General features: G+C 67.4%; 24 protein-coding genes and 1 other RNA gene. 21 read left to right on the top strand and 4 right to left on the bottom strand.

Going from position 1 to position 26,145, the window contains the following annotated elements:
- The first annotated feature begins 48 nt into the window (after window positions 1-48).
- From QRN63_RS13710 to QRN63_RS13670, 9 genes are read left to right on the top strand one after another with little or no spacing between them, the layout of a single operon-like run.
- Window positions 49-1,053, top strand: coding sequence for an MCE family protein (locus tag QRN63_RS13710; protein WP_267319459.1), 1,005 nt, complete (start codon window positions 49-51; stop codon window positions 1,051-1,053).
- Window positions 1,050-2,387 carry an MCE family protein gene (locus QRN63_RS13705; protein WP_285031296.1) on the top strand — a complete coding sequence of 446 codons (1,338 nt, stop codon included), beginning with the start codon at window positions 1,050-1,052 and terminating at the stop codon, window positions 2,385-2,387. The genes QRN63_RS13710 and QRN63_RS13705 overlap by 4 nt, the downstream gene beginning before the upstream one ends.
- Entirely contained in the window at window positions 2,384-3,694 is a 1,311-nt protein-coding gene (locus QRN63_RS13700; protein WP_267319081.1) for an MCE family protein, read from the top strand. Before QRN63_RS13705 ends, QRN63_RS13700 begins: the two co-directional genes overlap by 4 nt.
- A complete protein-coding gene (locus QRN63_RS13695; protein ID WP_267319080.1) occupies window positions 3,691-4,848 on the top strand; it encodes an MCE family protein in 1,158 nt (385 codons plus the stop codon). The genes QRN63_RS13700 and QRN63_RS13695 overlap by 4 nt, the downstream gene beginning before the upstream one ends.
- Entirely contained in the window at window positions 4,849-6,300 is a 1,452-nt protein-coding gene (locus tag QRN63_RS13690; protein ID WP_285031293.1) for an MCE family protein, read from the top strand.
- Window positions 6,264-6,914, top strand: a complete 651-nt coding sequence (locus QRN63_RS13685) for an Rv1363c family protein (protein ID WP_285031291.1) — start codon at window positions 6,264-6,266, stop codon at window positions 6,912-6,914. Before QRN63_RS13690 ends, QRN63_RS13685 begins: the two co-directional genes overlap by 37 nt.
- Complete coding sequence (locus QRN63_RS13680; protein WP_285031289.1) at window positions 6,911-7,555, top strand: Rv1363c family protein; 645 nt, start codon at window positions 6,911-6,913, stop codon at window positions 7,553-7,555. Before QRN63_RS13685 ends, QRN63_RS13680 begins: the two co-directional genes overlap by 4 nt.
- Before the next feature lie 14 nt (window positions 7,556-7,569).
- Window positions 7,570-7,929: a DUF732 domain-containing protein gene (locus tag QRN63_RS13675; RefSeq protein ID WP_502888131.1), complete on the top strand. Its 360-nt coding sequence runs from the start codon at window positions 7,570-7,572 to the stop codon at window positions 7,927-7,929.
- Window positions 7,930-7,957: 28 nt separating this feature from the next.
- The gene (locus QRN63_RS13670; RefSeq protein WP_502888128.1) at window positions 7,958-8,620 is read left to right on the top strand and encodes a CAP domain-containing protein; all 663 of its coding nucleotides are present in this window, start codon (window positions 7,958-7,960) and stop codon (window positions 8,618-8,620) included.
- A gap of 44 nt (window positions 8,621-8,664) precedes the next feature.
- Here the strand turns inward: QRN63_RS13670 and QRN63_RS13665 are convergent, their stop codons facing one another.
- A complete protein-coding gene (locus QRN63_RS13665; RefSeq protein WP_267319075.1) occupies window positions 8,665-9,243 on the bottom strand; it encodes a helix-turn-helix domain-containing protein in 579 nt (192 codons plus the stop codon).
- Window positions 9,244-9,290: 47 nt separating this feature from the next.
- Here QRN63_RS13665 and QRN63_RS13660 point away from each other — a divergent pair, with 47 nt between their 5' ends.
- The 4 genes from QRN63_RS13660 to rnpB all read left to right on the top strand — a co-directional run bounded on the left by QRN63_RS13660 (window position 9,291) and on the right by rnpB (window position 11,666).
- Window positions 9,291-10,256 (top strand): NAD(P)/FAD-dependent oxidoreductase, encoded by a 966-nt coding sequence (locus QRN63_RS13660; protein ID WP_285031284.1) that lies wholly within the window; start codon window positions 9,291-9,293, stop codon window positions 10,254-10,256.
- On the top strand, window positions 10,256-10,885 hold the full coding sequence (locus tag QRN63_RS13655; protein ID WP_285031283.1) for a class I SAM-dependent methyltransferase: 630 nt from the start codon (window positions 10,256-10,258) through the stop codon (window positions 10,883-10,885). The genes QRN63_RS13660 and QRN63_RS13655 overlap by 1 nt, the downstream gene beginning before the upstream one ends.
- A gap of 14 nt (window positions 10,886-10,899) precedes the next feature.
- Complete coding sequence (locus tag QRN63_RS13650; protein ID WP_267319072.1) at window positions 10,900-11,250, top strand: hypothetical protein; 351 nt, start codon at window positions 10,900-10,902, stop codon at window positions 11,248-11,250.
- Between the two features lie 26 nt (window positions 11,251-11,276).
- Window positions 11,277-11,666: RNase P RNA component class A (gene rnpB, locus QRN63_RS13645), an RNA gene on the top strand.
- Between the two features lie 5 nt (window positions 11,667-11,671).
- Here the strand turns inward: rnpB and QRN63_RS13640 are convergent.
- Window positions 11,672-13,177, bottom strand: coding sequence for a CYTH and CHAD domain-containing protein (locus QRN63_RS13640; protein ID WP_285031280.1), 1,506 nt, complete (start codon window positions 13,175-13,177; stop codon window positions 11,672-11,674).
- 97 nt (window positions 13,178-13,274) lie between these two features.
- Here QRN63_RS13640 and QRN63_RS13635 point away from each other — a divergent pair, with 97 nt between their 5' ends.
- Window positions 13,275-14,054, top strand: coding sequence for an enoyl-CoA hydratase/isomerase family protein (locus QRN63_RS13635; RefSeq protein ID WP_285031278.1), 780 nt, complete (start codon window positions 13,275-13,277; stop codon window positions 14,052-14,054).
- A 64-nt stretch (window positions 14,055-14,118) separates the two neighbouring features.
- Here the strand turns inward: QRN63_RS13635 and panB are convergent, their stop codons facing one another.
- A complete protein-coding gene (gene panB / locus QRN63_RS13630) occupies window positions 14,119-14,964 on the bottom strand; it encodes a 3-methyl-2-oxobutanoate hydroxymethyltransferase (RefSeq protein ID WP_285031276.1) in 846 nt (281 codons plus the stop codon).
- 162 nt (window positions 14,965-15,126) lie between these two features.
- On the opposite strand from panB, the gene QRN63_RS13625 reads away from it, so the two are divergent.
- From QRN63_RS13625 to QRN63_RS13595, 7 genes are all read left to right on the top strand, one after another.
- A complete protein-coding gene (locus QRN63_RS13625) occupies window positions 15,127-16,530 on the top strand; it encodes a WS/DGAT/MGAT family O-acyltransferase (RefSeq protein ID WP_285031274.1) in 1,404 nt (467 codons plus the stop codon).
- Window positions 16,531-16,588: 58 nt separating this feature from the next.
- Window positions 16,589-18,103: an alpha/beta hydrolase gene (locus tag QRN63_RS13620; RefSeq protein WP_285031272.1), complete on the top strand. Its 1,515-nt coding sequence runs from the start codon at window positions 16,589-16,591 to the stop codon at window positions 18,101-18,103.
- A gap of 123 nt (window positions 18,104-18,226) precedes the next feature.
- Window positions 18,227-19,768 carry an alpha/beta hydrolase gene (locus QRN63_RS13615; RefSeq protein WP_502888127.1) on the top strand — a complete coding sequence of 514 codons (1,542 nt, stop codon included), beginning with the start codon at window positions 18,227-18,229 and terminating at the stop codon, window positions 19,766-19,768.
- A gap of 82 nt (window positions 19,769-19,850) precedes the next feature.
- Window positions 19,851-21,194 (top strand): type I glutamate--ammonia ligase, encoded by a 1,344-nt coding sequence (glnA, locus tag QRN63_RS13610; RefSeq protein ID WP_267319065.1) that lies wholly within the window; start codon window positions 19,851-19,853, stop codon window positions 21,192-21,194.
- A 28-nt stretch (window positions 21,195-21,222) separates the two neighbouring features.
- Window positions 21,223-24,183 carry a bifunctional [glutamine synthetase] adenylyltransferase/[glutamine synthetase]-adenylyl-L-tyrosine phosphorylase gene (locus tag QRN63_RS13605; RefSeq protein ID WP_285031267.1) on the top strand — a complete coding sequence of 987 codons (2,961 nt, stop codon included), beginning with the start codon at window positions 21,223-21,225 and terminating at the stop codon, window positions 24,181-24,183.
- Window positions 24,184-24,188: 5 nt separating this feature from the next.
- Window positions 24,189-24,833, top strand: a complete 645-nt coding sequence (locus tag QRN63_RS13600; RefSeq protein ID WP_285031265.1) for a PaaI family thioesterase — start codon at window positions 24,189-24,191, stop codon at window positions 24,831-24,833.
- Window positions 24,830-25,684: a TIGR03619 family F420-dependent LLM class oxidoreductase gene (locus QRN63_RS13595; RefSeq protein ID WP_285031264.1), complete on the top strand. Its 855-nt coding sequence runs from the start codon at window positions 24,830-24,832 to the stop codon at window positions 25,682-25,684. The genes QRN63_RS13600 and QRN63_RS13595 overlap by 4 nt, the downstream gene beginning before the upstream one ends.
- Here QRN63_RS13595 and QRN63_RS13590 read toward each other — a convergent pair whose 3' ends face one another.
- Entirely contained in the window at window positions 25,685-26,101 is a 417-nt protein-coding gene (locus QRN63_RS13590; RefSeq protein ID WP_061005312.1) for a DoxX family protein, read from the bottom strand.
- Window positions 26,102-26,145: the final 44 nt, after the last annotated feature.

The raw sequence follows: 26,145 nt of genomic DNA, 5'->3' as shown, positions 1-26,145 counted from the left end.
ACCAACGACCGAGACAGGAGGAGTGCCGTGGAGAGTCTTAAAGGCACGATGGTGCGTCTGGCCATCTTCCTGACGGTGTGTGCGTTCGGCACGGTGGCTCTCTGGGCGGTCTTCGCCGACCTGCGATTCGAGAAGGGGCACAACTACTTCGCCACGTTCGCCAACGTCTCGAACATGAAGAAGGACAGCCACGTTCGCATCGCGGGTGTGGAAGTCGGTCAGGTCCAGAGCGTGAAGATCAACCGCGACTCGACGGTGACGGTGGAATTCAGCGCGGACAGTTCCGTCGTGCTGACCGAGGGCACCCGTGCGGTGATCCGGTATGACAACGTGGTCGGCGATAGGTTCCTGGCGCTGGAGGAAGGCGCCGGCGGTACCAGGAAGCTCAATGCAGGCGACACGATTCCCGTCAGCCGCACCCAGCCCGCACTCGATCTCGACGCCGTCATCGGCGGCTTCCGTCCGCTGTTCCAGGCCCTCAGCCCGGACAAGATCAACGATCTGAGCGGACAGTTGATCCAGGCGCTGCAGGGGCAGGGACCGTCGATCGGGTCGTTCTTGGCGCAGGCCGCGGTGGTCACCAACACTTTGGCCGACCGTGATCAATTGATCGGAGAGGTCGTCGTCAATTTGAACTCGGTTCTCACCGCTTTCGGTGGCAAGAGCGACAAGCTCGACAAGGCCGTGGTCTCACTGTCGGAGCTGGTTGACCGGCTGGCACAACGCAAGACGGACATCTCGAACGCCGTCGCCTACACCGACGCGGCCGCCAACTCGATCGCCGGCTTGCTGACCGAGGCCAGGCCTCCGCTGGCCAAGACCGTCCATGAAGTGGACCGGGTCGCGGGCCTGGTGGTGGCCGACCACGAGTACTTCGACAACTTCCTCAACACCCTGCCCGACAAGTACCGCGCGCTGTCCCGTCAGGGCATCTACGGCGACTTCTTCAGCTTCTACCTGTGCGACGCGGTGCTCAAGCTCAACGGCAAGGGCGGACAACCGATGTACGTCAAGGTCGCCAGCCAGACCACGGGACGGTGCACGCCCAGATGAAGCCTTTTGCCGAGCGAAGCCACTTCGCCCTTGGCGCGATCGGGATCACGTCCGTCGTGGTGATCGCCGCCGTCGCACTGCTGTTCCAGAAGATTCCGTTTGTCAGTGGAATGACCACGTACTCGGGCTATTTCGAAGACGCCAGCGGACTGCACACCGGTGCGCCGGTAGACATTTCGGGATTCCCGGCGGGTCGGGTCGCCAGCATCGACCTCGACGGTCCCAGGGTGCTGGTGAAGTTCAGCATCGATGACAACGTGCACCTCGGGGAGCGCACCGAGGCCGCGATCAAGACCAAGGGTGTCCTGGGCAGCAAGATGCTCGAGGTCCTGCCCAAGGGCAGTGGGGATCTCACCGGCACCATCCCGCTGGAACGGACAACGTCGGCTTATCAGCTCCCCGATGCCCTGGGCGATGTGACCACCGCCATCAGCGGACTGGATACGCATCAGTTGTCAGACTCCCTGGCCACCGTCTCGGAGGCTTTCGCGAACACCGCACCGGACTTGAAGGAAGCGGTGAACGGCATCGCGCGGTTCTCCAAGACCCTCAACGACCGCGACGCGCAACTGCGCACCCTGCTCGAAAACGCCTCGAAGGCAACGACCGTGCTGGCCAAGCGCAGCGATCAGGTGGTGGGCCTGGTGCGGAACACCAACGCGCTACTGGTGCAACTGCGTTCGCAGAGCGCCGCGGTCAGCCAGCTGTGGAACAGCCTGTCGTCGGTCTCGCAGCAACTCAAGGGATTGATCGCCGAGAACCGGGCCCAATTGCGGCCGGCGCTGGACAAACTCAACGGAGTGCTGGCGATTGTCGACAACCGCAAGGAACGTCTGACGCAGGCGATGAAGGGACTCAGCCAATACGCCATGGCGTTGGGTGACGCAGTCGGTTCGGGTCCGTTCTTCAAGGCCTACATCGTCAACCTGCTGCCCGGACAGTTCGTGCAGCCGTTCGTCGATGCCGCATTCTCGGACCTCGGGGTGGACCCGAACACGAAACTGCCGTCGCAGCTTCAGGATCCGCAGACCGGTCAGCCGGGCACCCCGCCGTTGCCGGTGCCGTTCCCCCGGACCGGTCAAGGCGGCGAGCCGCACCTGACCATCCCCGACGCCATCACCGGCAAGCCCGGCGATGCCAATTGCGGCCCCCAATTGCCCGGTCCCGGCTGCTACCCGTACCGCGAACCGCCGCCGGCACCGCCGCCGGGCGGACCGCCACCCGGACCGCCGGCGCTGGCGCCCGGTCAGACAGCCATGCCGGAACCGCCGAAGACACCGCCGGTGAATGTGTCGGACCCGGTTGAGATCCCGAGGGCAGGAGGACACCAATGAGCAAGCTGCCCACACGCGCGCTCATCGTGGCAGCCGTGGTGGCCCTGGTTCTCGGCGGCGGCTACTTCGCGCTGCAGGCTTTCGACCGCATGTCACACACCGAAGTCGTCGGCTACTTCGACAACAGCAATCAGCTGTTCGCCGGCGACGACGTGATGATCCAAGGCGTGCCCGTCGGCAAGGTCGAGAAGATCGAGCCGCAGCCGCAGCGGGTGAAGATCACCTTCTGGTTCGCCGACAAGTACAAGGTGCCGGCCGAAGCGAAGGCCGTCATCCTGTCGCCACAGTTGGTGACCGGCAGGGCGATTCAGCTGATCCCGCCCTACCGTGGCGGGCCGACAATGACCGGCGGCGCCGTCATCCCGCAGAACCGGACGGCCGTTCCGGTGGAATGGGATCAGGTCCGGTCACAGTTGCAACGGCTCGCCGATCTACTCAAGCCAGACCAGCCCGGTGGGGTGAGCACCCTCGGCGGGTTCATCAACACCGCTGCCGACAACCTGCGCGGGCAGGGCGCCAGCATCAGGGAGTCGGTGATCAAGCTGTCGCAGGCGGTCTCGGTCCTCGGCGATCACAGCAACGACTTGTTCACGACGTTCAAGAATCTGTCGACCTTGGTGTCCGCGCTGCAGGACAGCACCGGACTGCTGGAGCGGCTGAACGGCAACCTGGCCGAGGTGTCCGGACTGCTCGCCGACGATCCGACGAAGATCGGTCGGGCGTTGAACGACATGGGTTCGGTCGCCGACGACCTGCGGACCTTCGTCGCGGACAACAAGGAAGCCGCGGGGACGGCGTCGGACAAGCTGGCCTCGATCAGCAACGCGGTGGTGGGCAGCCTCGATGACATCAAGCAGGTGCTCCACGTGGCGCCTACCGCGCTGGCCGATCTCAACAACATCTACGAGCCCGCGGTCGGCTCGCTGACCGGCATCCTGGCGGTCAACAACTTCGCCAACCCGGTCAGCTTCATCTGCGGTGCGATCCAGGCCGCGTCCCGCCTCGGCGCAGACCAGTCCGCGAAGCTGTGCGCGCAGTACCTGGCACCGATCGTCAAGAACCGCCAGTACAACTTCCCGCCGTTGGGCGAGAACCTGTTTGTCGGCACCCAGGCCAGGCCCAACGAAGTCACCTACAGCGAGGACTGGATGCGGCCCGATTACGTGCCACCGTCGCGGCCGGCTGCAGCCCCCGTGGCACAACAGGCGGCTCCAGCGCCCGAGCCGCCGCCGGCACCGACAGTCACCACCGACGCCAACGCCGGGTTGGCCGGGATGATGACGCCAGCAGCGGGCGGTGGGTCATGAGCCGCCGTTTGCGCTCTGCGGCCGGATGCGCCCTCGCCGCTCTGACGTTGCTGGCTTCGGCCGGCTGCTCGGGGTGGCGCGGCGCGAACAGCCTGCCGCTGCCGGGCACCGAAGGCGGGGGACCCGGGGCGTTCGAAGTCCAGGCCCAGATGGCGGATGTCACCAACCTGCAAGAGAATTCGCGGGTCCGGGTCGCTGACGTCACCGTCGGCACGGTCACCAAGATCGAGCGGCAGGATTGGCATGCCCTGGTCACCATGAAGCTCAACGGTGATGTGGACGTGCCGGCGAACTCGATCGTCAAGCTCGGATTGACCAGTCTGCTGGGCACGCTGCACCTCGAACTGCTGCCGCCCAAAGATGTTCGGCCGCAAGGCAAACTGCACCAGGGATCGGTGATTCCGCTCGCGAACAGCGGGAGTTTCCCCTCGGTCGAGCAGACGCTGTCGGCGGTGTCGATGGTGCTCAATGGCGGTGGCATCGGCAACGTGCAGGACATCACCGAAGCGCTCAGCACCGCATTTCATGGGCGGGCCGAAGACCTGCGAAGCCTCATCAAGCAGCTCGACCAGTTCACCGGGTACCTCAAGGACCAGACCCCCGACATCATTGCCGCGTCGGAAAGCCTGAACCAGGTGGTGGGCAAGCTCGCCGCGAACCAGCCGGTCCTCGACCGCGCGATCGACACCATCCCGCAAGCACTGGCGGTGGTCAACGGTGAGCGCGAGAACCTGGTCACCGCGGCTGACAAGCTCAGTAAGTTCGCCGCGCTGGCAACAGACACCGTGACCAAGTCGAGGGAAAATCTGGTCAAGGAACTGCGGGAGTTGGGGCCGACGCTGGAGCAGCTCGCCAACGCCGGGCCTGCCATGACCCGGGCGCTGAGCTTCATTCCCACGGTGCCCTTCCCGAGCGACACCATCGAGAAGTGGCAGCGCGGTGACTTCGCGAATCTCACCGCGGTCGTGGACCTCACCCTCAGCCGCATCGATCAGGCGTTCTTCACCGGCACCCGGTGGGAGTGCGACCTGACGGAGATGGAACTGCAGTGGGGCCGCACCATCGGCCAGTTCCCGAGCCCGTGTACCGCGGGCGGTCCGTTCAACCCGGGCAATCCGCTGACCATTCCGTACCGCTGGGACCAGGGGCCGTAAATGCACCTAGACAAACGCGTGAGAATTCAGCTCGCGATCTTCGCCGTCATCGCATTGATCGCGGTGACCATGATGAGCCTCATCTACATGCAGTTGCCCGCCAAGCTGTTCGGCATCGGTCGCTATGTGGTGAAGATGGAGCTGCCCGAGACTGGCGGTCTGTACGCGACCGGCAACGTCACCTACCGCGGCACCGTGGTGGGCCGGGTGCAGTCCGTGGGTCTGACGCCCACCGGCGTGCAAGCGGAGCTGTCGCTCAATTCGGGCACCGACATTCCGTCGGACGTGCAGGCCGACGTGCACAGCCAGATGGCGATCGGTGAGCAGTTCGTGCAACTGACACCGCGCAGCGCGAACTCGCGACCGCTCAAGGACGGCGACGTGATCCCGCTGGCGCACACGTCGGTGCCGGTGGACATCAACACCGTGATCGACTCATTGACCAAGGGTCTCAAAGCGGTACCCAAGGACAATCTCAAGACGGTCATCGATGAATCGGCCACGGCCGTAGGCGGTTTGGGACCGGAGCTCTCCCGCATCGTCAAGGGCGGTAGCCAGCTGGCCATCGACGCGCGCGCCAACCTCGACCCGATGCTCAAGCTGATCGATCAGGTCAAGCCCGTGCTCGATTCGCAGTCCAACTCCTCGGGCGCGATCCAGGCGTGGGCATCCAATGTCGCCACCGTGACCACTGAACTGCAACAGCAGGACAAGGCGCTGGGCACGGTGCTCGACAAGGGCGGCCCGGCGTTCGGTGAAATGGGGCAGTTGTTCAACCGGTTGCGACCGACATTGCCGGTGGTGCTGGCGAATCTGGTGTCCATCAACAAAGTGGCGATCACCTACCAACCCAACCTCGAACAGCTCCTGGTCCTGCTGCCCCGTACGACGGAAGCAGCCCAGGGTGTGACTATCGCGAATCGCGATACCAAGCAGGCCTACAAGGGCGCGTACCTGAGCTTCAACTTGAATTTGAACCTGCCGCCGGTATGTTCCACCGGCTATCTGCCGGCCCAGCAGATGCGCAATCCGGCGTTGGAGGACTACCCGGAGCTTCCGGCCGGCAACCTCTACTGCCGGACCCCGCAGGACAGCATGTTCAACGTCCGTGGCGCGAAGAACCTGCCGTGCGAGACCGTGCCCGGCAAGCGCGCCGCCACTGTCAAGCAGTGCGAGAGCGACGAACAGTATGTGCCGCTGAACGACGGCTACAACTGGAAGGGCGATCCGAACGCCACCTGGACCGGGCAGGACGTACCGCAGCTGCCGCCGGGTTCGCCGCCGCCGGCTGGTGCGCCGCCACCGCCGCCGGTTGCGGTGGCCGAGTACGACCCGGCGTCCGGGACCTACACCGGTCCTGACGGAAAGACCTACACCCAAGCCGATTTGGCGAACACGGCTCCGAAGGAGAAGACATGGCAAAGCATGATGACGCCGCAGCCGGGGAGCTGACCGAGGGCGGCGGGGTCGCCGTACTCGATCCCGATATCGACGACATCGATGAGATCGATGACGACGATGAGATCGATGACGACGGTGCCGACGAGCTTGTCGGCGAGCTTGTCGGCACGCCTACGAAGCCGAAGTCGGTGCGCAGGCTGGCGGCGGTGATCGGGCTGATCCTGGTGATCGCACTGAGCGCCCTCGTCGGGTGGTTGGCAGTGCGGACGCACCGCGCGACTCAGCTCGACGAGCGGCAGAGCCAGATCGTCCAGGCCGCGAGACAGGGCGCGCTGAACCTGACGACCATCGACTGGCAGCGCGCCGATGCCGACGTGCAGCGCATCCTCGACAGCGCGACGGGGGAGTTCTACGACGACTTCGCCAAACGGTCAGCACCTTTCATCAAGGTGGTCAAGGAGGCCAAGTCAACATCCAGCGGCTCGATCGTCGAGGCCGGGCTGGAGTCGGAGTCCGGTGACGCCGCGCAGGTGCTCGTCGCTGTGGCGGTCAAGACCGCGAATGTCGGTGCACCGGCACAGGATCCACGGGAGTGGCGGATGCGGATATCGGTGCAGAAAGTCGGTGATGCGATGAAGGTGTCGAACGTGGAGTTTGTGCCGTGAAACTGATCAAGTCCCGCGGCAACAACGCCGCAGCTGAAAAGTCCGACGAGGCAATGGCTTCCGTGGATGAACTCGACAACGCGGTCGAGGTCGACGACTCGGTACCCGGATCGCTCGCAGAGACCACCGACGCGGCGCCTGCCGCTGGGCGGCGCCGCGTCGCGTGGGGGAGCGTGGCTGTCTACGGACTGCTGCCCGCGCTCGTCCTGGCGCTCGGCGCCACGGCCGGCTACCTGCAGTGGAAGGACGTGTCGATGAGCCAGACCGACACGGCCGCAAAGGAATCCACCAAGGCGGCCACCGACGGCACTGTCGCCTTGCTGTCCTACAAGCCCGAGACCGTCGAGAAGGATCTGGAAGCCGCCAAGAAGTACATGACCGGCAACTTCCTCAACTCCTACACCTCGCTGACCAAGGACGTGGTGATTCCCGGGGCCAAACAGAAGAAGATCTCGGCGGTGGCCACGGTGCCCGCGGCGGCCTGGACCAAGGCGACGCCGTCGCATGCCGTGGTGATGCTGTTCGTGGATCAGACGATGATCATCGGCGACAGCGCCCCGACCAGCACTGCGTCGAGCGTTCGCGTGACCCTCGACAAGGTCGAGGGGCGTTGGCTCATATCGCAATTCGATCCGATCTGAGTCGCATGACAGCCATGCGATGGACCTGTGGATTGCTCACCGCGGCGGCGCTCGGGGCGCCGGCGGTGTTCGCGCCGGCGGCGGCCCACGCCGATGCGACGGCGTACCTGATCGGCGTGCACGTGCGGCCGGGCTACAACTTTCCCAATGCCGATGCGGCCCTGGGCTACGGCTACGGCATCTGCGACAAGGTGGCTGCGGGGCAACCGTTCGCCCAGGTGATGGGCGACGTACGAGGCGATTTCAACACCGACGACGACTACCAGGCGTCCTACCTGATCTCGCAGGCCGTCAACGAATTGTGCCCCGCGCAGATCTGGCAGCTGCGCAAGTCAGCGGCGCACTACCAGTCACCGCCAGGTGTCCATCCCTGAACATCACTCTCACGCGAAGGATTCCACCATGAGATTCCGGCCGCTGGTGCTCTCTGCGTTGGCTGTCGTGCCGTTGGGCACGGTGCTCTGCATGCCGCTCGCGCACGCTGACAACGGAAACACCCTGATTCCGAACAACAAGCGGCTCAACGATTCCGTCGTGTCGAACATCTACACCGTGCAGCACCAGGCCGGGTGCACCAACGACGTCGCCGTGAACCCGCAGCTGCAGCAAGCCGCCGAGCGGCAGGCCAAAGACATGATGATCAACCGGAACCTGGACGGGGACATCGGTTCTGACGGATCCACGCCGCAGATGCGGGCCGAGCAGGCGGGCTACCGCGGTGGTCCGGTGGCGCAGACGGTGGCCACCAACCCGGCGCTCGCGATCAGCGGCGTCGAGCTCATCAACCAGTGGTATTACGACCCCGCCATCAAGGCGATCATGGCCAATTGCGCGAACAACCAGATGGGCGTGTGGTCCGAGAACAGCCTGGACCGCACCGTCGTCGTCGCCGTCTACGGTCAGCTGCCCGAACCGCCGCACCGCGACCCGAAAGAGGGCGGCGGCGTCAACGGCTTCGACCCGAGCCCCGACTACGACGGCAGCGACGAGTTGGAGCACGGCATCAATTGGTTCCCCTGGATCCTGCGCGGCGTCTTTCCGGCGCCGGCGTATCCCGCCAACTAGGGCGCGAGTTGCGTAGAGAGACAGCTCGCTCGTCGCGCTAGAACTCAGTTGCGCACGTGCAGCTTCTCGCCATGCGGCCCGAAGATGGCGATCGCCTCCACCGGGCCGTCGACGGTGCCGAACCAGTGTGGTGTCCAGGTCGAGAACTCCACGGCCTCACCGGGTTTGATGGTGAAGTCGCGGTCGCCCAACAGTAGCCGGAGGTTTCCCGACAGCACGTAGAGCCACTCCTGACCGTCGTGCACCGGCAGCTCGGCGGGTGGCGTGCGCCGCCGGGTGCTCACGCGGATCTTGAACGTGTGCAGTCCGCCGGCCGGCCCGCCGCGGGTGAGCGGCCAGTAGGTGATGCCGTCACGGCTGTGTGACGCCCCACGGACCCGCGGATCCTCGGCCTCGGGTGCCCGCATCAGTTCGTCGGTGCTGATCGACAACGCCGCGGCGAGCCGGGGCAGGTGGTCGAGTGCGAACCGGCGCTTGCCCGATTCCAGGCGGCTCAACGTCGAGATGTCGATATCGGCTGCACGTGCAACGTCTTCCAGTGTCATGCCGCGTTGCGTGCGCAGTTCCCGCAGCCGCCGCCGGACCCGCGCTTCGATGTCGTCGTCCTCCGGGTTTGCCTGCATGGCAAATTAGCTTGGCATTTTCGGCAGCGCCCGGCAAGGTCGGTGTCATGAACAACGAATGGGAATGCGCCATCGTCGGTGGCGGTGCGGCGGGGCTGAGCGCCGCACTGGTGCTCGGACGCGCGCGACGACGCACCCTGGTGATCGACGCCGGTGACCAGAGCAACCGCACCGCACACGGCATCGGGGGACTGCTGGGCCACGACGGGCGTCCGCCCGCCGACCTGTACGGCGACGGGCGCCGCGAGCTCGCCCAGTATCCGTCGGTCCGGCTCATCGACGGACAGGTGACGGGTGCAAAGGCCCACGACGGCACCACGTTTCGGCTCGAACTCGCCGACGGCTCGGTGCACCACGCCCAGCGGATACTGCTGGCCGGTGGCATGCAGTACGAATCTCCCGACATTCCGGGACTCGACGAACACTGGGGCCGGTCGGTGTTCCACTGTCCGTTCTGCCACGGCTGGGAAGCGCGCGACCAGGCGCTGGCCGTCCTTGCCGATGGCGACCGCGCCGTGCACATGGCGCTGATGCTGCGCGGCTGGACCGACGACATCGTCGTCGTGACCAACGGACCCTCTGGTCTGGACGATGACCAGAACCGCGCGCTGGCCGACGCCGGGGTGCGGGTCGACGAGCGCAAGATCGTCGAATTCGCCTCGCATGATGGCACTTTGGCAGCGGTGGTGTTCGCCGACGGCGACGAGCTCAAGCGCGAGGGCGTGCTGGTGGCCACCGCCTTGCGGCAGCGCACGGACCTGGCGACACAACTCGGCGTGCGGATCGCCCCGCCCGGTCCGGTCGTCGTCGACGCCGTGCTGGTCGACGCGGTGCAGCGCACCTCGGTCCCCGGCGTCTTCGCCGCGGGCGACGTCTGCGCTCAGATGCCCCAGGTGGCCGCGGCGATCGCCGCCGGGTCCGCCGCAGCCGCCGCGATGGTGCAGAGTCTGCTGCACGACCAGTTCGGCTTACCCGTCATGCCCTGGCCCCACTTCGATCAGCAGGAGGATTGATGTCCACGACGGAAACGCCCCAAGAGCACTGGGAAAGCCGCTACGCCGAGAAGCCGCAGATGTGGAGCGGCCGGGTCAACGCCCACCTCGCGACGATCGCCGGTGAGTTGACCCCGGGCCGCGCGCTGGATCTGGGATGCGGCGAGGGCGCCGACGCGATCTGGCTCGCCGCCGAGGGCTGGCAGGTGGTGGCGGTCGACATTGCCACCAACGCCCTGGAACGAGCCCGCAGCGCGGCCGAGGCCAGGGGAGTGGCTGAGCGCATCGACTTCCAGCACCACGACCTGTCGCACAGTTTCCCGGCGGGCAGCTTCGATCTGGTGTCGGCGCAGTTCCTGCATTCCACGGTCCACCTGGACCGCCGGCAAATACTGCAGCGCGCGGCAACGGCCGTCGCGCCGGGCGGCACGCTGCTGATCGTCGACCATGGTGAGGCGCCGCCGTGGGCTTCCCAACACATCCATGACCACCACTTTCAGTCCGCGGATGAGGTCGTCGTCGAGCTCGGCCTATCCGACGAAGGCTGGCAGGCACAGCACGTCGGTACTCTGGAACGCGAGGCGATCGGCCCTACCGGCGAATCCGCCGTTTTGCGGGACAACCTGATCGTCCTGCGCCGCACGCACTGATCGGAGGTCACCAGGTGGTCAAACACCGGCTCGACATCCGACTGGCCGCGGAGTCGATGCTGTTGGTGACCGCCTGCCTGTGCCTGCTGTTCGGCGGCGTCCAGGCGGTTCAGGTCCTGACCGACGCCATGGGGAATTCCCTCGCCACCTCCGGCGACTGGTCGCTGGGACCGGCCGCCGCGCTGCTGGTGTACGGACCACGGAAGGTGTGGTCGGCGTGGGCGATCACGGTGCCGGTGATCGTGGTGTTCGGCATCGGCCTGGCGCTCGCCCGAACGCGTCGGGACGGACCGCGCTGGCTGAAACAGGTGCTCCTGGCGTACGGCGCGGTCGTCGTGCTGGACTCGCTGGTCGCGGCGCTCTGACCAGCTGATATGGTGGTCGGCGCGGACGAGTTGGCCGGGCGGCCGCGGGACCGTGAGGTTTCGAGGAAAGTCCGGACTTCACAGAGCAGGGTGATTGCTAACGGCAATCCGAGGTGACTCGCGGGACAGTGCCACAGAAAACAGACCGCCGTCGCAAGACGGTAAGGGTGAAACGGTGCGGTAAGAGCGCACCAGCATTCCGGGTGACCGGAGTGGCTAGGTAAACCCCACCCGAAGCAAGGCCAAGAAGGCCGCAACCTGGTTGCGGTTGCGCAGGTGTTCGAGGGCTGCTCGCCCGAGCCTGCGGGTAGGCCGCTTGAGGCACCCGGCGACGGTGTGCCCAGATGGATGGTCGCCGCCCCGCCACCAGCGATGGTGGCGGGGAACAGAATCCGGCTTACAGGCCAGCTCGTCCGCCCCGCTACTTCTTCACCTTGCGCATCGCGCGGGCCAGCGCCTTGAGCGAAGCGTCCAACTGCTGTCGGGCGTACTCGGCGACCTCGGCCTCCTGCTGGTACAGGATGCCGTAGGTGAAGGTGTCCTCACCCGCGGCGTGCGCGGCCTCGGCCTGCTGGACCAGATGTCCGCGGCTGACGTAGCTGTCCTGGTGGTCGCCCAGCAGCGTCTGGATGTCCTTGGCGCAGTCGGCCACCTTCGACTCGCCCATGGCCGCGGCGGTGTAGCGAAGCCGCTTGGCGCCCTTGCGGATTCGGTGCAGCGCCTCCTCGCTGTCCTCGGCGCCGGCGGCCTCCGCGGCCTCTGCTCGCCGCACCGACTTGCGGACGCGGCGGTAGGCGCCGCCGACGGTCACCGGCTGGGCGTCCTCGTCGGCCGTGGCCGGCTGGGTGTTATCCACGACGATGGCGTCGAGCGCGTCGAGCAGCCGGAAGTACCGCTCGGACCGCATGGCCGTGATCGACCGCCGCAGCCCGGACTGGTAGCGCCGCTGGGAACCGTCAACCAGGCGTTCGCGCACCGGCCCCCGCACCAGCTCTGGCGCCAGCCCTTGCAACGCGTCGTCGTACCGCTGGGCGAGCACCTCGGCGTCGCGGGCCGTGCCCAGCACCCCGGCCAGCAGCTTCAGCTCGTCGAGCACCCACTCATGGTCGCCCAGATTGCCGCTCTCCTGCAGCAGGCTCCGAATCTTGCGGATGGTGACCCGCATCTGGTGCACCGAATCGAAGGCGTCGGCGCGGACCGCGCGGTCCCAGTCGATCAATTCGGCGATATGTGCCGCGATGGCGCGGTGCACCTTGTCCGTCGGCTCGGGCGCCGGCTGCGGCGCGTCCCCGCCCCGCGCCGCGGCGAGGACCTTGGCCAGTTTGGACCCGTGCCCGGCCGGCTTCGCGCCCGCGTCGAAGAGCCGGTTGGCCAGTCGGTCGAGCAGCTCGGAACCGGACTCGGCGCCCTCCGAACCAGCGCCAACCAGCTCCAGCTCCCACTCACGCCAGTTCTGCAGCGACTCGCCCGCCGTAGCGGTCACGCGGTCGTCGCAGAACTCGGCCAGCTCGGTGCCGTCCGGCGCGTACAGCATCGAGACGGTGCGCTCGGTCTCGATCCGGGCGACGGGCTGCAGCGGCAGATCCCGGACGATGGCCAGCACGATGTCGCGCAGTTCGTCGGGCACACCCTCGCGCGCCGCGGTGATCGGCAGCCGGACCTCGGTACGCGCGTCGGCTCCGGCGGGCAGCTTCAGATGCCAGCCCGCGTCGGTGCCGCCGGTACGCCGGCGCAGGGTGATCTTGTGTGCCGCCAGATCATGATCCGGGGTGTCGAAGTACACCGCGTCGAGGTGCGCGACGGGCAGTTGCTCGACCCTGCCGACGGCGGACAATCCGTCGAACGATGGGGACACCGTGTTGTCGACCACCGCGAACTTGCGTTCAATCTCGGTGTGGCGGGACGGTTTACGCTTGCCAGCGGCCATGTTCACCTTCATTTGCGACCCGGGACGGGCAGTACCAACGGTGCCATCAGCCTGCCACATCGCTTCGCGTGACCGGCTGCCGATAACGTCTTGACCCATGACCGAATTCGAGACACTGAAGTTCGCCCAGTCCGGTGCCGTCGTGAATATCGTGCTCGACCGGCCCGAGGCGGCCAACGGCATGAACGACGCGCTCACCCGCGACCTCGCGGCCGCCGCCGCGCTGTGCGACACCGCCTCGGTGAAAGTCGTCACCCTGACCGGTGCCGGCCGGTTCTTCTGCGCCGGCGGCGACCTCAAGGCGATGGCTGCCGCCGAGGACCCGGGCGCGTTCGTCAAGGGCATCGCCGACGACCTGCACCGCGCCATGTCGACATTCGCCCGCATGGACGCCGTGCTGATCACCGCCGTTAACGGCGTCGCCGCCGGCGCGGGCTTCCCGCTGGGCGTCTCGGGCGACCTGGTGCTCGCCGCCGAGTCCGCGTCGTTCACCATGGCGTACACCAAAGCCGGCCTGAGCCCCGACGGCGGATCGTCGTACGTGCTGCCGCGGCTGATCGGTCTGCGCCGCACGCAGGAACTCATGATCACCAACCGCGTGCTCACCGCGGCCGAGGCCGCCGACTGGGGCCTGGTCACGCGCGTCGTGCCGGACGCCGAGCTGCCCGCCGCGCTGGACGCGCTCGCCGCCGACGTCGCCACGCAGGCCCGCGGCTCGAATGCTGCCGTCAAACAGCTGCTGCTGACGACGTACGGCGCCGACTACGAGACGCAGCTCGAACGCGAAGGCCGGTTGATCGCCAAGTGTGCGTCGTCGGCCGACGGCAAAGAAGGTGTCGGCGCTTTCGTGGGCAAGCGCAAGCCGGAATTCGCCTGACGACGAGTGTGAGGGCTGTGCGCACAATTTCACTGATTTGCGTGCACAGCCCTCACAGTCGCGCTCAGTAGGAGTGTTCCTCGGCGGGGAACACGCTGGCGGCCACCTCGGCGGCGTATTGCCTTGCGGCACGGCCCAATTCGGCCCCGACGTCGCCGAAGCGCTTGACGAACTTGGCGGTCTTGCCCGCCGTCATGCCCGCCATGTCCTGCCACACCAGCACCTGCGCATCGCAGTTGGCGCCGGCACCGATGCCGACGGTCGGGATGGTCAGCTTGCCGGTGATCTGGGTGGCCAGCTCGGCCGGCACCATCTCGAGGACGACGGCGATGGCGCCGGCCTCGGCGACGGCGATGGCGTCGTGGATGGTCTGGTCGCCGGCTTCACCGCGGCCCTGGACCCGGAAACCGCCGAGCCCGTTGACGCTCTGCGGGGTGAAACCGATGTGGGCCACGACGGGAATCCCGGCCTGGGTCAGCGCGGCGATCTGCTCGACCATCCGCTCCCCGCCCTCGAGCTTGACCGCGTGGGCGCCGGTCTCCTTTATGAAGCGGGTCGCCGTCGCGAGAGCCTGCTGCGGGCTCGCCTCGTAGCTGCCGAACGGCAGGTCGGCGACCACCAGCGCGTGCGGGGCACCCTTGACGACCGCGCGGGCCAGGGGGATCAGCTCGTCGATGGTGATGGGCAGGGTGGTGTCGTAGCCGTAGACCACGTTGGCCGCCGAATCGCCGACCAGCAGGACGGGAATCTCGGCGTCGTCGAAAATCCGGGCAGAGGAGTAGTCGTAGGCCGTGAGCATCGCCCACTTGTGGCCTTCGGCTTTCCATTTCGCCAGGTGGTGGGTACGAATCTTGGTTCGCGGGGTCTTACAGACAGACTCCGGGGCAGCGCCGTAAACCTGATCAGACATCGTCGTCCTCAACTGTGTTGGTCGGTACGAACCTCGAGGCCCATATCGGGTCCCCGGGACGTTTGACAGGCTCAAGTCTGCCACCACCGGACCCCCGAGGTGAACGACACATGAAGTGGAATGCCTCACATTGGGTAAACCGACCCGCCTACGATCACGGCCATGCCCGGTTACCAACGGCTCAGCGGACTCGACGCCAGCTTCCTCTATCTGGAGACTGCCGCGCAGCCACTGCACGTGTGCGCGGTGCTGGAACTCGACGCCGCCACCATTCCGGGTGGGTACACGTTCGAAAAGATGCGGCAGAAGCTCAGCGAGCGCATCGCGGCCATGCCGCAGTTCCGCGAGAAGCTGGCCGACTCGCCGCTGAACCTCGACCACCCGGTGTGGGTCGAGGACCCGGATTTCGATATCGACCGGCACGTCCACCGGATCGGGCTGCCGGCCCCGGGCGGCCGCGTCGAGCTGTCCGAGATCTGCGGGCACATCGCCGCGCTGCAGCTGGACCGCAGCCGCCCGCTGTGGGAGATGTGGGTGATCGAGAACATCGCCGGCACCGACGCCCACGACGGCGGCCGGCTGGCGGTGATGACCAAGATGCACCACGCCGGCATCGACGGCGTCACCGGCGCCAACCTGATGTCGCAGCTGTGCACGCTCGAACCGGACGCACCGGCGCCCGAACCTGTCGCGGGCGCCGGCACTGCCTCCGAACTCGAGATCGCGGTGGGCGGTGCGGTCAAGTACTTCACCCGGCCCCTGAAGCTGGCCAACGTGCTGCCCTCCACGGCGACGACCGTCATCGACACCGTCCGCCGGGCGGCCAAGGGACTCACCATGGCGGCGCCGTTCGCGGCACCCAAGACGGCTTTCAACGTCAATGTCACCGCGCACCGCAACGTGGCCTTCGCGCAGCTGGACCTGGCCGACATCAAGACCGTGAAGAACCACTTCCACGTCAAGGTCAACGACGTCGTGCTGGCGCTGGTGTCGGGCGCGCTGCGACGCTACCTGGCCGAGCGCGACGCGTTGCCGGAGTCCACCCTGGTGGCCATGTGCCCGGTGTCGGTGCGCGACAAGTCCGACCGCCCCGGCCGTAACCAGGTGTCCGGCATGTTCGCCAAACTGGAGACCACCATCGAAGACCCGGCCGAGCGCCTGCGAGCCATCGCCGACTCGAGCACCGTTGCCAAACAACACAGTTCGGCGATCAGCGCGACGCTGCTGCAGGACTGGTCGCAGTTCGCCGCGCCGTCGGTGTTCGGGGCCGCGATGCGGGTGTTCGCGGCGTCCGGCCTGGCGGAGGCCAAGCCCGTGCACAACCTCGTCGTCTCGAACGTGCCCGGCCCGCAGGAGCCGCTGTACATGCTCGGCGCCGAGGTCAAGGCCATGTATCCGCTGGGTCCTTTGTTTCACGGCTCCGGGCTCAACATCACGGTGATGTCCCTGAGCGGCACGCTGGACGTCGGCCTGATCTCCTGTCCGGAGCTGGTTCCGGACCTGTGGGACATGGCCGACGAGTTCGTCGCCGCGTTGGACGAACTGGTTGCCGCCGCCACCGCGTGACGGCGCGCGGCAACGCCCTCATCAGGTCAGATCAGCCCACATGGCACCATGGTCGACCATGAACCTCAGACGGGGGAGTCTCGCCGCAGCAATGGTGCTCGTGCTGGCGACAGGCTGCAGCCAGGTGATCGACGGACGCGCCACGCGCGCGGTACCGAAGCCGGGCGCGCCCCTGCAATGGTCGCCGTGCCAGACCACGTCCCCGGACTCGCAGTCGCGCATCCCCAAGGGAGCCGAGTGCGCGATGCTGTCGGTGCCCGTCGACTACAGCAAGCCCGACGGCGACGTCGCCCAGTTGGCGCTGTTGCGGATCAAGGCGACCGGCGACAAGATCGGTTCCCTGGTGATCAACCCCGGCGGTCCGGGGGAGTCCGGTGTCAGCGCGGCGGTGTCGTTGCTCAACAACATTCCCGACTCGGTGCGGCAGCGCTTCGACCTCGTCGGCTTCGACCCCCGCGGCGTCGGGTCATCCAAGCCCGCGGTGTGGTGCAACTCCGATGCCGACAATGACCGGCAGCGGGCCGACCCGCAGGTCGACTACTCGCCCGCCGGTGTCGCGCACATCGAATCCCAGACCAAGGAGTTCGTGCAGCGCTGCGTCGACAAGATGGGCAAGGAGTTCCTCGAGAACGTCGGAACCGCCAATGTCGCCAAGGATTTGGATGCCATCCGGGCCGCTCTCGGTGACGACAAGCTGACCTACCTGGGTTACTCGTACGGCACCCGGATCGGCGCCCAGTACGCCGAGGACCACCCCGACAAGGTGCGCTCGATGATCCTCGACGGCGCCGTCGACCCCAACGCCGATCCGATCGAAGCCGACATCAACCAGGCCGCCGCGTTCCAGACCGCGTTCAACAACTACGCCGCCGACTGCGCCACCAACCCGGACTGCCCGCTGGGGACCGACCCGGCCAAGGTCAACGACGTCTACCACAGCCTGGTCGACCCGCTGGTCCAAAAGCCTGCTCCCACAAAGGATCCGCGTGGTCTGAGCTACAGCGACGCGTTGGTCGGCACCATCCTGCCGTTGTACTCGCCGGCGATGTGGAAGGACCTGACCGCGGGCCTCACCGAGCTCGCGGGCGGCCACGGGGACATCATGTTGCGGCTCGCCGACGCGTACATGGGTCGCGATGCCGACGGCCACTACGACAACTCGACCGATGCACGGGTCGCGGTCAACTGTGTCGACGAACCGCCGATCACCGACCGCGCCAAGGTGATTGCGGAGGACAAGCGCACCCGCGAGGTGGCGCCGTTCATGAGCTACGGCCAGTTCACCGGCGACGCTCCGCTGGGTACGTGCGCGTTCTGGCCGGTACCACCGACGTCGAAACCGCACGAGATTTCGGTCAAGGGCCTGGCGCCGACGCTCGTGGTGTCGACGGTCCACGACCCGGCGACGCCGTACCAGGCCGGCGTGGATCTGGCGAAGGAACTCGGTGGCGGTCTGCTGACGTTCGACGGCACCCAGCACACCGTGGTGTTCCAGGGCAACAGCTGTGTCGATCAACACGCCGCCGGGTATCTGGTCAACGGGACGGTGCCCGAGGCCGGCGCGAAATGCTGAGGCGCAAATCGCCGCGTCGCGAAAACTACGGTGCCGTCGGGAGATAACTGTTCGGTCACCGTCTGATTGCCGGGTTGTCTCCCTCCGGAACCAGGCTTCGGCTCGGCTGCGCGCCGTGCGACCATGTGTGCCATGTGGCGGGCGGGCGGTCGAGGACGACGGTGTGCGATAGGGGTCGTCGGACTGCTGGTGGCCATCAGCGCCGCGCCGGGATCGGTCGCGCACGCGGCCCCGGAATCCCTGCAGTCCTACTACGAACAGGCGCCGGCCTGGGGAGGCTGCGAACCGTTCATCGGTGACACCACCGACCTGCCGACGGCGCGGTGCGCCAACATCAGCGTGCCCGTCGACTACGCGGATCCGCAAGGGCCGCAAGCGAAGCTCGCCGTCATCCGGGTCCCGGCCTCGGGCCAGCGGCTCGGCGTCCTGCTGGTCAACCCCGGTGGTCCGGGAGCGTCGGCCGTCAACACCGTCGCCGGCATGGGCGCCGTCCTGTCCGACACCGATATCGGCCGCAGCTTCGATCTCGTCGGCTTCGACCCGCGTGGCGTCGGGCATTCCACGCCGCAGTTGCGGTGCCGCAGCGACGCCGAATTCGACGCGAACCGCCGCGACCCGATGGTCGACTACAGCCCGGCCGGAGTGGCGCACATCGAAGCCGTCAGCCGCCGCACGGCGCAGGACTGCCTGCAGCAGATGGGCAGCAGCTTCCTGGCCAACGTCGGAACCGCCTCGGCGGCAAGGGATATGGACGTGGTGCGGGCCGCGCTCGGGGAGCCGCAGATCAACTATCTGGGCTTCTCGTACGGGACCGAGCTGGGCGCGGCCTACGCCGAACGGTTCCCGGACCGGGTACGCGCCATGGTGCTCGACGGTGCCGTCGACCCCAATGCCGATCCGGTCACCGAGAACCTGCTCCAATTGGCCGGATTCCAAACGGCTTTCAACGACTACGCGGCGGACTGCGCGCAGTCGCCCGCCTGCCCGCTGGGTACCGACCCGACGCAGTTCGTGGCGCGGTACCAGCAGTTGGTCAATCCGCTTGCGGTGCGTCCGGGCCTGACGTCGGACCCGCGGGGCCTGAGTTACTCCGACGCGATCACCGGCACCATCAACGCGCTCTATACGAAGAAGTACTGGAAATTTCTGACCAGCGGGCTGATCGGACTGCAGCGGGGCGGCGACGCCGGCGATCTGCTGCTGCTGGCCGACGATTATCAGCACCGTGATCAGAACGGTCGCTACGCGCCGCTGCAGGACGCGTTCACCGCGATCCGGTGCGTCGACGCGCCGTTCCCGACCGATCCTGCGACCTGGGCGGCCGCCGACCAGCGGGCCCGCCAGCTGGCGCCATTCATGAGCTACGGCCAGTACACCGGCTACGCGCCGCGCGACGTCTGCGCCATGTGGCCGGTGCCCGCGACGTCCCGCCCGCACGCGCCGGCGTCGCCCGGTCCGGGCAAGGTCGTCGTCGTGTCCACCACACACGACCCGGCCACGCCGTATCAGGCGGGCGTGAACCTGGCGCGCGAACTCGGCGCCTCATTGATCAGCTACGAGGGCACCCAGCACACCGTCGTATTCAACGGCGACCGGTGCGTCGACACGGCCGTCGTGGCGTTCCTGCTCCAGTCCGTGCTGCCCGCGGCGGGATTGCGGTGCTGACCTGAGCGTCTCACCAGCGAAACATGCCGAACAGAGTCCACTTGGTAACACGGATTTAACAGCTGCTGCCTACGCTGCGGACATGGATCGCCAGAAGGAATTCGTCCTGCGCACGCTGGAAGAACGCGACATTCGCTTTGTCCGGTTGTGGTTCACCGACGTGCTCGGATACCTCAAGTCCGTGGCGATCGCGCCGGCCGAGCTGGAAGGCGCCTTCGAAGAGGGCATCGGCTTCGACGGATCCGCCATCGAGGGCTTCGCCCGCGTCTCCGAGGCCGACATGGTGGCCCGGCCGGATCCGTCCACCTTCCAGGTGCTGCCGTGGACCACCAAGAGCACCGGCAAGCACTACTCGGCCCGCATGTTCTGCGACATCACCATGCCCGACGGTTCGCCGTCGTGGGCCGACTCACGGCACGTGCTGCGCCGGCAGCTGGCCAAGGCCAGCGATCTGGGGTTCTCCTGCTACGTCCACCCGGAGATCGAGTTCTTCCTGCTGGAGCCGGGCCCCAACGACGGCTCGGTGCCGGTGCCGGCCGACAACAACGGCTACTTCGACCAGGCCGTGCACGACTCGGCCCCGAACTTCCGCCGGCACGCCATCGAGGCCCTCGAGTCGATGGGTATCTCGGTGGAGTTCAGCCACCACGAGGGCGCGCCCGGCCAGCAGGAGATCGACCTGCGCTACGCCGACGCCCTGTCGATGGCCGACAATGTCATGACGTTCCGGTACCTCGTCAAGGAAGTCGCGATCAACGAAGGCGTGCGGGCGACGTTCATGCCCAAGCCGTTCAGCCAGTACCCGGGCTCGGCGATGCACACCCACATGAGCCTGTTCGAGGGTGAGACCAACGCCTTCCACAGCGCCGAGGATCCGCTGCAGCTGTCGGACGTCGCCAAGTCCTTCATCGCCGGCATCCTGACGCACGCCAGCGAGATCAGCGCCGTCACCAACCAGTGGGTGAACTCCTACAAGCGTCTGGTGCACGGCGGCGAGGCGCCGACCGCCGCGTCGTGGGGTGCGGCCAACCGCTCAGCCCTGGTCCGGGTTCCGATGTACACGCCGCGCAAGGCGTCGTCGCGCCGTATCGAGGTGCGCAGCCCCGACTCGGCATGCAACCCGTACCTGGCGTTCGCGGTGCTGCTGGCCGCCGGCCTGCGCGGTATCGAGAAGGGCTACGAGCTGGGGCCTCAGGCCGAGGACAACGTCTGGACCCTGACGCCCGAGGAACGTCGCGCGATGGGTTACAAGGAGCTGCCGAGCAGCCTCGGTGTGGCGCTGGCCGACATGGAGAAGTCCGAGCTCGTCGCCGAGGCCTTGGGAGAGCACGTCTTCGACTACTTCCTGCGCAACAAGCGCAGCGAGTGGGAGACCTACCGCAGCCACGTGACACCGTTCGAGCTCAAGGAATACCTGTCGCTGTAACGGCGTGATGGTGCGCTAACGTCGGGTGGTGCCCAACCCCGCGACGCAGCGCCCCACACAGCCCAGCGTCGGGCGCCTGGGGTTGGTGGCGCCCACGGCTCGGGCGGATCTGGACCGGCTCGGCTGGAACACCGACGCACACGTCCCGTTGTTGTGGTCGTTGTCGCGCGCCCCGGACGCCGACAGCGCCCTGCGCGCCATGGTGCGGATCGCGGACGCCCTCGAAGGCGACTGGGCCGAACTCAGCATGTTGCTGGTGACCGACACGGCCCTGCGGGGCCGGCTGTTCGCCGTGCTGGGGTCGTCGCTGGCCCTTGGTGATCACCTCGTCGCGCACCCGCTGTCGTGGCGACTGCTGCACGGCGACATCACGCTGCCGGCGCGCGCCGAGCTGCTCGAGGACTTCGAGCGGCTGGCGGCCGAAGTCGCCGGTACGCCAACGGCTTCCGCGGTGTTGCGGACCTACTACCGGGACCGCATCCTGGTCCTCGCCGCGCTGGACGTCGCGCCGACGGTCGAGAACGAGCCGGTGCTGCCCTACGTCACGGTGGGGGAGCACCTGTCCGATCTGGCCGATGCGGCGCTCGGGGCGGCGCTGGTCGTTGCGACCAGGGCGGTGTGCGGCGACGAACCCGGTCCCCGGCTCGCGGTCATCGCGATGGGCAAATGCGGTGCGCGCGAACTGAATTACGTCAGCGACGTCGACGTCATCTTCGTGGCGGAGGCGGCGGACTCGGTGACGACCCGGGTGGCCGGCGAGATGATGCGGTTCGCCGGCGAGACCTTCTTCGAGGTCGACGCGGCACTGCGGCCCGAGGGCAAGGCCGGGCAGCTGGTCCGCACCCTCGAGTCGCACGTCGCGTACTACCAGCGCTGGGCCAAAACCTGGGAATTTCAGGCGCTGCTGAAGGCCCGGGCGGCCGTCGGCGATGCGGAGCTGGGCGAGCAGTACATCGACGCACTGATGCCGATGGTCTGGACCGCTTGTGACCGTGAGGATTTCGTGCCCGACGTGCAGGCCATGCGCCGCCGCGTCGAGGAGCTGGTGCCCGCCGGGGTCCGTACGCGGGAACTGAAACTGGGCAAGGGCGGCCTGCGGGACGTCGAGTTCGCGGTTCAGTTGTTGCAGCTCGTGCACGGCCGCAACGACGAGTCGCTGCATGTCGCCTCGACGGTCGACGCCTTGGCGGCGCTCGGCTCCGGCGGTTACATCGGGCGCGACGACACCGCGAATCTCACTGCGTCCTATGAGTTTCTGCGCCTGCTGGAGCACCGGCTGCAATTGCAGCGGCTCAAGCGGACCCACCTGCTGCCCGAGGACGGCGACGACGAGGCGTGGCGCTGGCTGGCGCGGGCGGCGCACATCCGGCCCGACGGCCAGCACGACGCGCTCGGCGTCCTGCGCGAGGACCTGAAGCGCCAGAACATGCGAGTGTCGCGACTGCACGCCAAGCTCTTCTATCAGCCACTGCTCGAAGTGGGGAACCAGTTCGGTCCGAGCCTGACCACCGCCGCGGCCGAAAGGCAGTTGGCCGCACTGGGTTACGAAGGACCGCAGAGCGCGCTGACGCACCTGGCCGCGCTCACGAGTGCCAGCGGCCGCCGCGGCACGGTGCAGCAGGTGCTGTTGCCGACGCTGCTGGACTGGCTTTCGGACACCCCCGACCCGGACGCGGGCCTGCTGGCGTACCGGCGGATCAGCGAGGAACTGGGGGACCAGCGCTGGTTCCTGTCCACGCTGCGTGACGAGGGCGCCGTCGCCAAGCGGCTGATGCGGGTGCTCGGCACGTCGGCCTATGTGCCGGAGCTGCTGATGCGGGCGCCGGAAGTCCTGCAGCAGTATGCCGACGGTCCGCAGGGGCCGAAACTGCTTGAAGTGGAACCGGATGCGGTGTTCCGCGCGCTGGTCGCCTCGGCCGGGCGGCACGCCGACCCCGTCCGCGCCATCGCCGCGGCGCGCACCCTGCGTCGTCGCGAACTGGCGCGGGTGGCCTCGGCCGACCTACTGGGGTTGCTGTCGGTGGTCGACGTCTGCAAGGCGCTGACGTCGGTGTGGGTCGCGGTGCTGCAGGCCGCGCTCGATGCGGTCACCCGGGCCCGCTCCGGGCCCGACGGCCCGCCGGCGCGCATCGCCGTCATCGGCATGGGCCGGCTCGGTGGCGGTGAGCTGGGCTACGGGTCGGACGCCGACGTGATGTTCGTGTGCGAACCCATCGAGGGCATGGTCGGCGTGGACGAATCCGCCGCCGTGCGCTGGGCGATCGGAGTAGCCGAACAGGTGCGGACGCTGTTGGGACAGCCCAGCAGCGACCCGCCGCTGGAGGTCGACGCCGGGCTGCGGCCGGAGGGCCGCAACGGCTCGCTGGTGCGGACGTTGGCGTCCTATGAGTCGTACTACGCGCAGTGGGCGCAGCCGTGGGAGATTCAGGCCCTGCTGCGGGCCCACCGGGTGGCGGGCGATCTGGAACTGGGTGAGCGCTTCCTGCTGATGGTGGACAAGACCCGGTACCCGACCGAGGGTTTCTCGGCAGACGCGGTGCGCGAAATCCGGCGGATCAAGGCCCGCGTCGATGCCGAGCGTCTGCCGCGTGGCGCCGACCCGAACACCCACACCAAGCTGGGCCGTGGTGGCCTGGCGGACGTGGAGTGGACCGTCCAGCTGCTCCAATTGCGTTACGCGCACAAGATTCCCGCGCTACACAACACCTCGACGCTGCAGGCGCTGGATGCCATCGAGGCGGCCCAGCTGATCGAAGGCGACGAAGCGGACATCCTGCGGCAGGCGTGGCTGACCGCGACCCGCGCGCGCAACGCCCTGGTGCTGGTGCGCGGCAAGCCGACCGACCAGCTGCCCGGACCGGGCCGTCAGCTCAACGCGGTCGCGGTGGCGGCCGGTTGGCCGAGCGGCGACGGCGGTGCCTTCCTGGACAACTATCTGCGCGTGACTCGACGTGCCAAAACCGTGGTGCGCAAGGTGTTCGGGGAGTAGGCAGCGTGACAGAGGCAATCGGCAGTTCCTCTTTCGGCGTGATCACCGACGAGGAGTACCAGCGCCAGCGCGCCGTGTACGAGCCGTTCACCGATGCGGTCCGCAGGCTGATCGATGCCGGGATTCGTACCGGTGTCGATGCGGCGACCCTCGCCGATGCGCAGGCCGAGATCGAAGCGATCGTGGACAAACTTCTTGGGGTGGAGGAGCCGGTGCCCTCGATTGTGCGGCTCGCCGACACCGGCCGTCCGGTGTCTTACGCCAATCCGACTGTGGGGCTGCGCAACGCCATCGCCCCGCCCATGGGCATCACCCATGACGATGGTCCGGACGGCCGCAGTTGGGCGCAGTTCGACCTGGGGCTGCCCTACGAAGGCCCGCCAGGCCTCGTGCACGGCGGAATCTGTGCACTGGTTCTCGATCAGCTGCTCGGCGAGGTGGCCAGCGCCCGGCTGACCAAGCCGCATTTCACGGGCACGATCACCGTGCGCTATCTGCGCGGCACCCCGCTGGGGCGGGTCCGGGCCGAGGCCTGGGTGGACCGGACCGACGGCGTGAAGACCTTTGCGCGGGGCACCCTTTCGGACGCCGAGGGCGTCACCGTCGAAGCCGACGGCATCTTCATCCGCCCGCAGTGGGCGCGCGAGTGAAGTTCTACGTCTCCCTGGCGTTCCTCGACATCAGCGAGCTGACCGAGATCGCCCGGGCCGCAGACGAACTCGGCTACGACGGTATCGCCATACCGGACCATGTCGTGAACCTGGAGACGCTGAGCACCCCATACCCGTACACGCCCGACGGGCAGCGGCGCTGGCAGCCGTTCACGCACTGGCCCGACCCGTGGGTGCTGGTCGGTGCCCTGGCGCAGGTGACCAGCCGCGTGAAATTCGTGACGACGGTGTACATCCCGGGCATGCGGGACCCGTTCTCGGTCGCGAAGGCGGTTGGGACCGCGGCCTGCCTGTCCGGTGGGCGGGTGGAATTCGGCGTCGGCGTGGGCTGGTGTGCCGACGAATTCGCCTTGATGGGGCAGGCTTTCGAGCGCCGCGGCAAGCGCACCGACGAGATGCTGGAGCTGATCCGGCAGCTGTGGCAGCCGGGTTGGACGTCGTTCGATGGGGAGTTCTACCAGGTGCCGCGGCTCGAGATGGAGCCGACGCCGCCGCCGGTGCCGGTCTACGTCGGCGGCCTCAGTGAGATCGCCCTGCGGCGGGCCGCGCGCAACGACGGCTGGATCGGTGATCTGATCACCACCGACCAGGCCGTTGCCGCGGCCACCCGGGTGCGCGAACAGCGCGTCGAAAACGGCTTACCGTTAGAGGGTTTCGAGATCCTGACGCCGCTGGCCGATGCCTATCTGCCCGAGCATTTCGAGCGCGCCGCGCAGGCGGGCATCACGGGCAATGTCACGATGCCGTGGATGTTCTACAGCGGTCCCACGGCCACGCTGGCCGAGAAGATCGACGGACTCAAGCGGTTTCGGGTGGACCTGGGGTTGTGACTAGCGTTTGCGCAGGGCGTCCAGGGCAATCGCGCCTCCGCCGGTGAACACCAGCAGGAACAACGCGAAGCAGTAGAGCACCGCGGGCTCGCCGCCGTTGGCGATGGGCAGCAGGCCCTTCGGCTGGTGCGCCATGAAATACGCGAAAGCCATTTCGCCGGAACCGATGAAGGCGGCGATGCGGGTAGCCAGGCCGGTGAAGATCAGGATGCCGACGATGAGCTCGATGGCGCCGGCGTACCAGCCCGGGAAACTACCGAAATCCGGTGCGGCCACGCCGGGATTGGTGTCGACGGGCCACTTGAACAGCGTGGTGGCGCCGTGGATCGTGAACAGGAAGCCGATGACCATCCGGAAAACGGACAGCACGATGGGAGCGACAGCGTCGAGCCGCGATTCGATGTCAGTCTGAGCCATGGCGACATCATATGAGGTTCCTGTGACGCGCCAGGTGCCGCGAG

The organism is Mycolicibacterium sp. lyk4-40-TYG-92 (assembly GCF_030209435.1).
Classification (GTDB): domain Bacteria; phylum Actinomycetota; class Actinomycetes; order Mycobacteriales; family Mycobacteriaceae; genus Mycobacterium.
Note: the sequence above shows the minus strand (reverse complement) of the source record. Positions and strands in the feature narration are given on the sequence as shown.

What these genes read in the sequence shown, in the direction of transcription:
- QRN63_RS13710 (WP_267319459.1), top strand. Translation starts at nt 49, where the DNA reads ATGGTGCGTCTGGCCATCTTCCTGACGGTGTGTGCGTTCGGCACGGTG.
- QRN63_RS13705 (WP_285031296.1), top strand. Translation starts at nt 1,050, where the DNA reads ATGAAGCCTTTTGCCGAGCGAAGCCACTTCGCCCTTGGCGCGATCGGG.
- QRN63_RS13700 (WP_267319081.1), top strand. Translation starts at nt 2,384, where the DNA reads ATGAGCAAGCTGCCCACACGCGCGCTCATCGTGGCAGCCGTGGTGGCC.
- QRN63_RS13695 (WP_267319080.1), top strand. Translation starts at nt 3,691, where the DNA reads ATGAGCCGCCGTTTGCGCTCTGCGGCCGGATGCGCCCTCGCCGCTCTG.
- QRN63_RS13690 (WP_285031293.1), top strand. Translation starts at nt 4,849, where the DNA reads ATGCACCTAGACAAACGCGTGAGAATTCAGCTCGCGATCTTCGCCGTC.
- QRN63_RS13685 (WP_285031291.1), top strand. Translation starts at nt 6,264, where the DNA reads ATGGCAAAGCATGATGACGCCGCAGCCGGGGAGCTGACCGAGGGCGGC.
- QRN63_RS13675 (WP_502888131.1), top strand. Translation starts at nt 7,570, where the DNA reads ATGCGATGGACCTGTGGATTGCTCACCGCGGCGGCGCTCGGGGCGCCG.
- QRN63_RS13670 (WP_502888128.1), top strand. Translation starts at nt 7,958, where the DNA reads ATGAGATTCCGGCCGCTGGTGCTCTCTGCGTTGGCTGTCGTGCCGTTG.
- QRN63_RS13665 (WP_267319075.1), bottom strand. Translation starts at nt 9,243, where the DNA reads ATGCAGGCAAACCCGGAGGACGACGACATCGAAGCGCGGGTCCGGCGG.
- QRN63_RS13660 (WP_285031284.1), top strand. Translation starts at nt 9,291, where the DNA reads ATGAACAACGAATGGGAATGCGCCATCGTCGGTGGCGGTGCGGCGGGG.
- QRN63_RS13655 (WP_285031283.1), top strand. Translation starts at nt 10,256, where the DNA reads ATGTCCACGACGGAAACGCCCCAAGAGCACTGGGAAAGCCGCTACGCC.
- QRN63_RS13640 (WP_285031280.1), bottom strand. Translation starts at nt 13,177, where the DNA reads ATGGCCGCTGGCAAGCGTAAACCGTCCCGCCACACCGAGATTGAACGC.
- QRN63_RS13635 (WP_285031278.1), top strand. Translation starts at nt 13,275, where the DNA reads ATGACCGAATTCGAGACACTGAAGTTCGCCCAGTCCGGTGCCGTCGTG.
- panB (WP_285031276.1), bottom strand. Translation starts at nt 14,964, where the DNA reads ATGTCTGATCAGGTTTACGGCGCTGCCCCGGAGTCTGTCTGTAAGACC.
- QRN63_RS13625 (WP_285031274.1), top strand. Translation starts at nt 15,127, where the DNA reads ATGCCCGGTTACCAACGGCTCAGCGGACTCGACGCCAGCTTCCTCTAT.
- QRN63_RS13620 (WP_285031272.1), top strand. Translation starts at nt 16,589, where the DNA reads ATGAACCTCAGACGGGGGAGTCTCGCCGCAGCAATGGTGCTCGTGCTG.
- QRN63_RS13615 (WP_502888127.1), top strand. Translation starts at nt 18,227, where the DNA reads ATGTGTGCCATGTGGCGGGCGGGCGGTCGAGGACGACGGTGTGCGATA.
- glnA (WP_267319065.1), top strand. Translation starts at nt 19,851, where the DNA reads ATGGATCGCCAGAAGGAATTCGTCCTGCGCACGCTGGAAGAACGCGAC.
- QRN63_RS13590 (WP_061005312.1), bottom strand. Translation starts at nt 26,101, where the DNA reads ATGGCTCAGACTGACATCGAATCGCGGCTCGACGCTGTCGCTCCCATC.